General features: G+C 40.2%; 9 protein-coding genes. 1 reads left to right on the top strand and 8 read right to left on the bottom strand.

All coding sequences use genetic code 11. From position 1 onward, the window contains the following. The 7 genes from AC4E92_RS08950 to AC4E92_RS08920 form a co-directional block, all read right to left on the bottom strand. Positions 1–872, bottom strand: an 872-nt coding sequence (locus AC4E92_RS08950) for a dihydrodipicolinate synthase family protein (protein WP_490240249.1), incomplete at its 3' end; no start/stop codon positions are given. Positions 873–941: 69 nt separating this feature from the next. Next, entirely contained in the window at positions 942–2,114 is a 1,173-nt protein-coding gene (locus tag AC4E92_RS08945) for a pyridoxal phosphate-dependent aminotransferase (protein WP_490240248.1), read from the bottom strand. Next, positions 2,095–2,769, bottom strand: a complete 675-nt coding sequence (locus AC4E92_RS08940; protein WP_490240247.1) for an amino acid ABC transporter permease — start codon at positions 2,767–2,769, stop codon at positions 2,095–2,097. Before AC4E92_RS08940 ends, AC4E92_RS08945 begins: the two co-directional genes overlap by 20 nt. A gap of 1 nt (position 2,770) precedes the next feature. After that, positions 2,771–3,439, bottom strand: a complete 669-nt coding sequence (locus AC4E92_RS08935; protein WP_490240246.1) for an amino acid ABC transporter permease — start codon at positions 3,437–3,439, stop codon at positions 2,771–2,773. A 31-nt stretch (positions 3,440–3,470) separates the two neighbouring features. Then, complete coding sequence (locus AC4E92_RS08930) at positions 3,471–4,199, bottom strand: amino acid ABC transporter ATP-binding protein (protein ID WP_490240245.1); 729 nt, start codon at positions 4,197–4,199, stop codon at positions 3,471–3,473. A gap of 56 nt (positions 4,200–4,255) precedes the next feature. Further along, positions 4,256–5,047 (bottom strand): ABC transporter substrate-binding protein, encoded by a 792-nt coding sequence (locus AC4E92_RS08925; RefSeq protein WP_490240244.1) that lies wholly within the window; start codon positions 5,045–5,047, stop codon positions 4,256–4,258. A 164-nt stretch (positions 5,048–5,211) separates the two neighbouring features. Further along, positions 5,212–6,636 carry an L-fucose/L-arabinose isomerase family protein gene (locus tag AC4E92_RS08920; protein ID WP_490240243.1) on the bottom strand — a complete coding sequence of 475 codons (1,425 nt, stop codon included), beginning with the start codon at positions 6,634–6,636 and terminating at the stop codon, positions 5,212–5,214. Between the two features lie 229 nt (positions 6,637–6,865). On the opposite strand from AC4E92_RS08920, the gene AC4E92_RS08915 reads away from it, so the two are divergent. Further along, the gene (locus tag AC4E92_RS08915; protein WP_490240242.1) at positions 6,866–7,879 is read left to right on the top strand and encodes a LacI family DNA-binding transcriptional regulator; all 1,014 of its coding nucleotides are present in this window, start codon (positions 6,866–6,868) and stop codon (positions 7,877–7,879) included. A 6-nt stretch (positions 7,880–7,885) separates the two neighbouring features. On the opposite strand, the gene AC4E92_RS08910 is transcribed toward AC4E92_RS08915, so the two are convergent. Further along, complete coding sequence (locus AC4E92_RS08910; protein ID WP_490240241.1) at positions 7,886–10,108, bottom strand: ATP-dependent Clp protease ATP-binding subunit; 2,223 nt, start codon at positions 10,106–10,108, stop codon at positions 7,886–7,888. Positions 10,109–10,130: the final 22 nt, after the last annotated feature.

Here is a 10,130-nt window from a genome sequence, read left to right as displayed (position 1 = left end):
CTGAGGGTGTTTTTGAACTGTTCCTGATCGGATTTATCCAAAAGTTGCAAAGGTGATCTGCAGCCACCCATTTTAAACCCGCGCCAGTTCAAAGCCATTTTGAGCACCGGAATACTTGCCCCGTCTTTTAAGGCAAGGGAAACTTTAGTGAGTTTTTTCTGGGTTTCTCTTGCACCGTGGATATCTGCTTTTTTGAATTGCTCGTACAGTTTCACAAAGAATTCTGGGAACACCGCCGCAGGTCCTGAGACACACCCTTTTGCACCCATTTGAAGCACAGTCAAAAAAGCTCTGTCACAACCAACGACGGTATCAAAATCCTCCGAGGTGTCGTTTATCAGCGAAAGAACGTGTAAAAGATCCCCGCTACTGTCTTTGATTCCAACAACATCGGGATTTTTTTCATGAATCTGACTTGCGATCTTTGAGTTTATCCAGTTTCCCGTCAGAGCTGGGATATTGTAAAGGTAAATGGGAAAGTCCCTGACATCTTCCGTAACTTTCAGGAAAAAATCCACAATCTCATCCGGACGGTATTTGTAATAAAAAGGCGAAACTATTGCAGCACCATCTGCACCAGATGATTTTGCATGACTCAACAGTTCTTTTACTTCTTCGATTCTAAGAGCACCACAGTGAGCAACAAGTGTAACTCTTTTATCGACCGCTTTTACAAAACTCTCAAGTGCCTCTTTTCTTTCTTCCACTGTCAAAAGTAAACCTTCACCGGTTGTACCAAGGGCAAAGATACCATGAACACCTTTTGCAACAAGAAAATCAACGTATTCTTTTATCGCACCGTGATCAACCTGTGTCCCATCATCTGTAAGAGGTGTCAAAGCCGCAACTGTCACACCAGAGAGCCTTTTCATGGTAAACCTCCCTTCATACTGAATTATCATTACCACAAATCTACTCTTGATTAGTAACCCAGTGAAACTCTAAAATAAACGTTGGGATAATTTCAAAATGCGTTCACCGGCTTCTTTTAAAACATCAACCTCTTGGACTAATCCTAATCTTATATGATTTATGCCAGAAGGTCCATATGCAATACCTGGAACCCCCAAAATACCTGCTTGCAGATACATTTTCTCAATGAAAGACCAGCAATTTTCTCTTTCTGGTATCTGTACCCAAACGTACATTGCACCATGAGGCATACAAAATTCCATTCCAGATTTTCTCAAAAAATCCACTATTGTATCTCTTCTAAGTGTGTACTCTTTCTTGAGATTCTCATAGTAATCTTGAGGTGTATCTTCCAGGGCAGAGACAGCAGCTAACTGAATAGGATAGAAGACATTTGAGTCAACTTTTGATTTATAAAGTTTAAGTAGATCTATAATTTTTTCATCACCAACAACTGCACCAACCCTCCAACCAGCCATGTTGTAGGTCTTGGAAAAGGAAAAATATTCAATAGTTTTTGCTAGACCCGGATTGGCTTGTAAATAGCTTGGTGCTATAAAATCGTCAAACGTTATTTCACTATATGGTAAATCACTAATTACGATACAAGAATGGTCTTCAGCGAGAAGAGAAAGTTCTTTATAAAATTGCATATCAACTACTGTTCCAACAGGGTTAGAAGGAAAATTAATGATTGTTATCTTGATTCTATATTTTTCTAATTTTTGTGCAATTTCCTCAAGTATTTTTTTCTGGTTTCCTGCAGAATCATAAGTTAGTATTCTTGCTCCAGAGAAATTCGAAGCATCATAATAAGTCGGGTAACCTGGATCCGGTACTAAAACAACATCTCCCTGATTTATAAGAGCCTGTAACGCATTAAATACTATCTCTTTGACTCCAACTGTAATTAAAATGTTCTTTTCTGGATCTAGAATAACGTTGAAACGTTTCTTATACCACTTGGATATAGCATTTCTTAATTCGATAGATCCATCCTGCGGTGGATATGTATGGTATGAGGTTTCATACAATGCGTTTTTCATTGTTTCCACAACCCAAGGAGGTGTAGGACGATTGGGTGCACCTATAGAAAGATCAATAACTTTGTGTCCTGAAGGTATCCTTCGCAAATTTCTAATGAATAAAAATGGATCTGGTCTGAAATATCCAAGTTTTGAACTACCTATTTGATAATCCATATTTTTTTCCTCCTCTCATTTTCTGCTCTAATTTTCTTGAAAGAATTATCAATGGGTAACAAACGGAAGCAAAATATGCAGCAACAATAAGAAAAGCTGTAAAAGGATCGAGGGTTATCTGCATTATTTGTCTTGAAGTTCTAACTATCTCGGCCATACCTATCAAGGAAACAATGGATGTATCTTTTATTGTCAAAACTACCTGCCCAACAATTGATGGCATGGTTATTCGCAGAACCTGGGGGAGTATTATCAAAAAGAATTTAGTGAAAAATGGCATTCCCAGTGCTTCTGCCGCCTCAAACTGTCCTTTTTCAATTGCTGAAAGTCCGCTTCTGAATACTTCTGATAGGTAAACAGTACTGGTTATAGTGAGCACTAAAATTGCCGTTTGAAAACTTCGTAGCTCTATACCAAAATAAGGCAAAGCAAAATAAACAGCATAGACCAAAAGTAGAAAAGGAGAACCTCTGACAATTTCCACTAAGATTACTGAAAACTGAGAAAGCACTGGTATTCTATAGTATCTAACAAGAGCAATTACAAGTCCAAAAAACATTCCCATTGCAAGAACAAAAGGTATCAGAACCAGATTTTGTACAAATGCGCTTCCTAATCGAAGTACTTGTTGAATAAAAGATATATCCTGCATCATACTATTCCTCCACTCGCTTCTTATCAAGAAAACGATATCTCAAGAGATTTGATAGCGAACTAAGAACAATGTATATTACAAAATACATAAGCATCGGTGGTATAAAGGATTCAAAGGGTCTGTAAGTAGTTGCAGCAGCTTTCCTAGCCATATATGTGAGTTCTGGTATAGTCAGGACAGCAGCTAGACTCGTATCCTTTATGAGGTAAGAGAACTGGCTAATTAGAGGTGGAAGAACTACTTTGAAAAGCTGTGGAAATATTACCAATCTAATTGTTTGAAGCTGAGAAAATCCCAGTGAATAAGCAGCTTCGAATTGCCCGATGTTTATTGATTGTATCCCACCCCTTATGATCTCAGAAATATATGCACCAGTATTGAGAGAAAATGTTATAACAGCACTTTGAAAACGCGTAGGCATTATATTAAACACCGGGAGTCCATAGTGTACAAAGTAGAGTTGTACAAGTAATGGCGTTGATCTAATAAATCCTGTATAAAAAGCAAGCAAAATTCTAAAAAACTTGTTTCTCATGTTACTCAAGAAACCGGCCACTATGCCTATTAATAAAGCAAGCAAGCAACTGATACCTGCTATTTTCAAAGTTTCTAGGAGGGCTTCCATGAAATCAGGTAAATACTGAATCAAAATTCTGAAATTAAATGTCATGATTCTTTCTTCCCTTCCTTTAGAATTAAAGTTAGAGTATCTTGCTCAAAAACTCTCGGGCTCTTTCACTAGATGGATTTCTAAAAAATAGTTCCTTACTGGTGAATTCAACAATCTCTCCCTTGTCCATGAATGCTATTTTATTGCTTACCTGCTTTGCAAAACCCATCTCATGAGTAACTACTATCATGGTCATACCTGCACCAGCTAGATCTATCATGACATCTAGTACTTCTTTTATCATTTCTGGATCTAGTGCTGATGTTGGCTCGTCAAACATCATAATTTCCGGATCCATTGCAAGGGCTCTTGCAATAGCCACTCTCTGTTTTTCTCCTCCAGAAAGTTGATCTGGATAGGATGTTAACTTGTGAAATAATCCTACTCTCTTGAGAAGGGTTTCAGCTTTTTCGATGGCTTCTTTTTTTGGTATCTTTTTAACATGTACTGGTGCAATAATCAAGTTATCAAGGACTGTCAAATGGGGAAAAAGATTGAAGTGTTGAAAAACCATGCCAGTTTTTCGACGAATGTGCATCAGATTCGAATGTATTTTGACATCTTTTCCCAAAACCTTTATAGTTCCACTTTCAAAATGTTCAAGCATGTTTATACATCTGAGTAAGGTACTCTTCCCGGCACCGCTTGGACCACAGATAACTAGTACATCCCCTCTTTCAACAAACAAATTTATATCCTTAAGCACATGGTTTTTTCCATAGTACTTGTTAAGTTTACTTATTTCAACAACTGGTTCCACACAAGACACCTCCACATAAAATGGGGCGGACGGTGCAGTCCGCCCCAATAAACTCTTCAGTCTATTATAGGAGATGGGCTCCATTCCATACCGGTGTATTTCTTATAGATTTCCCCATATTCACCAGTTAGCTTTATCCACTTGATGAACCAATTAAACCAATTCACCAGAGAATCTGATTCAGGATCTTGTCTGAAAGCAAATCCATAAGTGTCTGGACGTACGTATCCTTCGAGAATCTTGAGCTCAGGATTGTTCTTCACCAATTCTATGCAGAGCATCTCGTCATCCATAACAGCATCTATCCTTCCTTTCTTCAGATCATTAAGCCATTCTGCCAAATTTTCATACAAAAATGGTTTCTTCTTAAGTTGTTTTTCAATATAATCAGCGTGCACCGATCCCATCGTTGCACCTATTTTCACTGATGGATCAGCTATATCTTTCCATGAAACCATCTTTGAATCTTTCCTAGCAAGTACCCTTATACCTGTTAAGAAGAAAGGATCAGAGAACCTTATTGTCTTCAGCCTAGTTAGAGTCATAGACATGTTTGCAGCTATCATATCAACTTTTTTAGTCAACAACGAAGGAATTAAACTTTCCCAGGCCATGTCATTCCACTCAATCTCAACGCCCATATACTTGGCCGCAAGCTCCATTAACTCAATTGTGAAGCCTGTTGGTTTGCCTGAAGGGTCTCTGTACTGCATGGGTACAGCTGTCATGTCAGTGGCTACAATTATTTTGCCTCTTTTAATTATTTCTTCCAATGTTGAGGCCGCAAACAAGAAAGCAGGAAGCATAACGACACTCAATAAGACCACCAAACCGATTAACCTTTTCATACCAGACACCTCCTTAAATCACCTTGATTTTGTGGATCAACATTTAACAAACTATATTGCATTTTAGAGCTCATATCCCAGTTTTTACCTGATCTTATTTGCAAAAATGCACTCTCACATCTGAGAACTCTCACCTCCTCAGCAGGGATAGTTGATGGAGAAATTCACGCACATACACTAATTTTTAATCCGCTTAACCTGCAAAAATGCTTGATCTCTTCCACATAGTCTCCATACACCCCATGGATATGATTGGAACCATAATTTGCTAAAAACTCATCGGCTGATATCTTCAGTTTTGCAAAAGCATGGGGCCATTCAACCTGTGTATTTCTCGCTTTTTCTTCGTTCTTCTGTTCACCAAAATCCAGAAATTCTCCTTTGATTACAGTCATGACATATTCTCCGTTTTTTCTAGTAAGCCGTCCCAAGGTAACTTCTCCAGGTGCCGCAATATGCCTTATAGAGGCTCCACCTGCCGGAAAATAGAAACTTTCCGGGTAGAGTTCTACCTTTGCAAGGTTTACAGCAGGATCATACGACTTCGCTGCGAAAAATGTCGCATGTTCTCCAGAATTACACAGATCAAAGAAGCCATCCTGCTCATCATAATGACGAACATCTGCAAACAAAACGGGTTGATTTGAGATCAACTTGAATATCTGCATTGTCAGAGCACCATCTGAATCTGCTTCTGTGGCACAGACGATGGGCTCTTTTGGACCATCGAAATCGTATGGATCGTTCATGAAAGCTTCTGTGAGGTCCATGGTGACAAAATGTTCTGTGAGTTCCGGTTGTGCTTTGATACCTGTGAAATCGAGCTCGAGTTCCTCGCACATTTTTTTCACTGCGTAATAACTTTTGATCTGCAACTGCAGTTTTTCCGGTGTGAGTTGCTTGCCATCGTAGTGAATTTTTTTCACCATTTTTTCAAGCCATTCTCTTGCACGTTTTGCATCCTGATCCGGTACTTTTTTACTTTTTTCGATGATCTCAAGCTGGTCTATATGTTCTATATCTATTCCAAATAGTTTGTTCCACAGGTCCACATTCGGCACTGCTGTGTACATACCCATTGATCTTCCACCAAAAAGACCGTATCTTTGACCCTTCAAAGTATTTTTTGCAGTTGAAGCCCTCACAAAAGCAAGAACTTTTTTCAAAACTTCACCTTGTTTCATATCTCCCCAGACTCTGTATGTTTGAGTACCATCCTGATCAAGTGCACCGGCAGCGGCGAGCATTCCAACCATACCGGGGTATTTTGGATTTATGTTTCCAAAAAGCAAAAATGGTGCGGGTGCGAATTTGCTTGCGATCACACTGAAATGAGGAAAAGCCCAGACTGCGTAATTGAAAATCGTCATCTGAGCACCTTTATCTCTCAGGAAAAGAGCCTGTTGTTTTGCAATCGATGGTTTGTAGACTATTTGGTTTGCCCTTATGACTTCTATTTCACCGGTTGATTCAAGAGCTTTCACAAGATCATCTTCGAATTTTCTGTTGATCTGAATCAACTCTCTGTGCACATATTCCCTTCCATCAGAAAAGGTGAGAATACCGACCTTTCTTTTCAATATTAACACCCCTTTCAGTGCATGGAAACGCATTCGTTTGCGTACATTCAAATAAAGAATAAACCAAGTAATAACAAAAGTCAATCAAAGAAAATCAAGACAAAAATGAGAAAAATGGAAAATCTCTAATTTATCCGGCGAAAATCGAACAAACTGGACATTTCTGCCGATTGATTGCCTTTATAAATGTTGTACAATAAAATCGGTAAAAGCAATTCCACAGTTTGTGCATAAAGAGGTGTGGTGTCTGAAAGTTACAATCAAAGATATCGCAAAAATTGCGAAAGTCAATGTTTCAACTGTTTCGAGGGCTTTGAACGGAAAACCCGGTGTAAGCGACGAATTACGAAAAAAAATACTTCAAATCGCAGAGCAAATGGGTTACTCCCCGGATATGACTGCTACTGGTTTGAAAAAAGGAAAGACCAGAATCGTCGGTGTACTCATACCAGACATAGCAAATCCTTTTTTCGCGCAAATTGCGAGAGGTATGGAAAAAGTCTTCAATCCCGTTGGTTATCATTTGCTTTTGTGTTCGACCGATGAAGATCCCCAGCATGAAGAGGAAAATCTCAAAACACTCATAAGCCAGAGAGTTGAGGGCATCTTAGCCGCACCTGTTGATTCCGGTGGAAACAGATTTCTTTATGAAAAGGTTTTAAAAAACGACATACCGCTGGTATTTTTTGACAGAATCGTACCCGACATCGACACAAGCTATGTGATAACAGACAACGAAGCAGGTGTCAGAGAACTGGTCGAATATCTTCACAAAAATGGGCACGAAACCCTTGGCATTATAACTCTCAGATCGAAATCTTTCACCGGCAGGATGAGGCTGAACGGTGCTCTCAAGGTTTGCAAAGAACTCAAAATAGAGGTCAAAGAAGAATGGATTTTAGATGGTGGATCCAGTCAGGAAGGTGCTTACCAAGCCGCAAGAAAACTCTTCCTTCTGAAAGAAAAACCAACTGCTTTGATTGTAAGCAACAATCTGATGATGCTCGGTGTCATGAAAGCCATAAAAGATTTGAGGTTGAAGGTACCAGAAGACATATCCATTGTCTGCTTTGACGACTCTTACTGGAATCAGATCTTTGATCCACCAATCACCTGTGTTGCTCAGGAACCGGAGCAGATGGGTTTAATAGCGGCAACACTGCTGTTGAACAAAGTGATACACGACGGAAAAAACAGCAAAACCATCTTAAAAGCTCACTTTATCGAACGCCAATCAGTTGCAAAAATATGAGGGGCATTACTGCCCCTCTTTGAATATGATTCCATATTCGTCCGCATCGACTATCATCGTTGAGCCTTCTTTGAACTCCTGCGATATGATTTTGTCTGCTATGGGTGCTTCAATTTCGTTTTCTATAACACGCTTCAAAGGTCTTGCACCCATTGCAGGAATATAACCGCGCTTTGCAAGATACTCTTTTGCCTGTTCTGTGAACAGAACATTTCTATTCTGCTCTTTGATGCGCTGAGCAACCTTTTCAAGCTGAAGTTCTACTATCTGTTTCATGTGTTCAATCGTCAGCGGTTTGAAAACTATTGCCGCGTCTATCCTGTTTATGAACTCTGGTTTGAAATATTCTCTCATTTCATTCTCAATCAACTCTGTCAGATCATTAATTCCTTCTTCAAGTGCATCAAGTATGTGCTCGCTTGCGATGTTGCTTGTCATTATTATGACTGTGTTTTTGAAATCAACAGTATTTCCCTTGCCATCTGTCAATCTTCCATCATCAAAGACCTGAAGCAGTACGTTGAAAACTTCCTGATGCGCTTTTTCTATTTCATCGAGCAGTACAACGCTGTACGGTCTTCTTCTAACCTGCTCGGTGAGCTGTCCACCTTCTTCGTAACCGACATATCCCGGAGGAGCACCGATCAATCTGCTGACGGTGTGTTTTTCTGTATACTCGCTCATATCAATTCTTATCAATGCATCTTCACTTCCAAAGAGAACCTCGGCGAGAGCTTTGGCAAGTTCCGTTTTACCAACACCTGTCGGTCCAAGGAACAAAAAGACACCATTTGGTCTTTTTGGATCTTTCAAGCCAGCTCTTGCCTTCCTGATCGTCTGAGCGATCACTCTAACAGCATCGTCCTGGTTGACAATTCTTTTGTGCAAAAGCTGTTCAAGGTTCATCAGTTTTTCCCTTTCTGACTGAAGCATTCTTGAAACTGGAATACCGGTCCAGAGTTCAACCACTCTGGCTATCTGGTTCTCATCCACGACCTTCCCGTTGCCCTCAAGTCTCACCGCAGATGCCGCTTCATCGATCAAATCTATAGCTTTGTCCGGCAAAAATCTATCTGTGATATACCTTGCACCAAGACGAGCTGCGGCGATTAGAGCTTCATCTGTTATGGTGACTTCGTGGTGTTTTTCGAATTCTTTTTTGATTCCCCTCAGTATTTCTATGGTATCCTCCACCGAAGGCTCACCGACCAGAATTGGCTGAAATCTTCGAGCGAGTGCTTTGTCTTTTTCAACATATTTTCTGTATTCATTCACCGTTGTAGCACCAACAACCTGCATCTCACCGCGAGCAAGTTCCGGTTTGAGAAGATTTGCCGCATCCACAGCACCTTCTGCCGCACCCGCACCCACTACCGTGTGAAGTTCATCGATGAACAGTATGTACTGTCCGGCGTTTTTTCTGAGTGCGTCTATCAATTTTTTCATTCTCTCTTCGAATTCTCCTCTGAACTTGGTGCCAGCTATGATTCTTCCCATGTCGAGTTTTAAAATCTTCTTGTTTTTGAGAAAGTTCGGTACATCACCGGCGACGATCTTTTGAGCCAAACCTTCCACGATGGCTGTTTTTCCAACACCGGGGTCTCCTATCAAAACCGGGTTGTTCTTGAACTTTCTTCCCAGAATCTGTATGGTTCTGAAAATCTCTTTCTCCCGCCCGATAACAGGTAATAATTTACCTTCTTTTGCCATCTTTGTGAGATCTTCTGTGAATTTGAAAAGTACGTCGACATTCTCGTCTTCAGCGGTTTTACCGCTGGTACGCAATTCTCTGATAGCCTCGTACACTTTATCTGGAGTAACACCTTGTCTTGAAAGCAATCTGTATGTCATCGAGCTTGGAGCCAGTATCATGCCCAAAAGTAAGTGGTCTGTTCCCACCTTTTCGTCTCCCATTCTTCTTGCTTCTTTGCGTGCTTCTTCAAGGACATGCCTTGCATCCGGAGTTATGTAAATCTGTCCAACAGAACTTGAAACAGCACCTGTCCTCATTCCATATCTGCTCACAAAAGACGATGTCTCATCCTTGAGAACATCTATGTTCACACCGATCTTTCTCAGAATATCCACAGCGGCATTATCGCCATCTTCAAGAATGGCAAGCAAGATGTGTTCTGAAGACATCTGACTCTGTGAGAATCTGTTCAAAATATCCTGCACAGAAGTGAGAACTCTCTGGGCACTTTCTGTATAGTCTTTGAAATCCAGCATCGTTTCACCTCCTAAATTAATG

The sequence above is a fragment of the Pseudothermotoga sp. genome (assembly GCF_031962025.1).
GTDB lineage: Bacteria > Thermotogota > Thermotogae > Thermotogales > DSM-5069 > Pseudothermotoga_B.
This window is presented reverse-complemented; position numbering and strand designations above follow the sequence as displayed.

Excerpts from the sequence above, each read along its gene's own strand:
- AC4E92_RS08945 (WP_490240248.1), bottom strand. The coding sequence starts at position 2,114 with ATGGATTATCAAATAGGTAGTTCAAAACTTGGATATTTCAGACCAGAT.
- AC4E92_RS08940 (WP_490240247.1), bottom strand. The coding sequence starts at position 2,769 with ATGATGCAGGATATATCTTTTATTCAACAAGTACTTCGATTAGGAAGC.
- AC4E92_RS08935 (WP_490240246.1), bottom strand. The coding sequence starts at position 3,439 with ATGACATTTAATTTCAGAATTTTGATTCAGTATTTACCTGATTTCATG.
- AC4E92_RS08925 (WP_490240244.1), bottom strand. The coding sequence starts at position 5,047 with ATGAAAAGGTTAATCGGTTTGGTGGTCTTATTGAGTGTCGTTATGCTT.
- AC4E92_RS08910 (WP_490240241.1), bottom strand. The coding sequence starts at position 10,108 with ATGCTGGATTTCAAAGACTATACAGAAAGTGCCCAGAGAGTTCTCACT.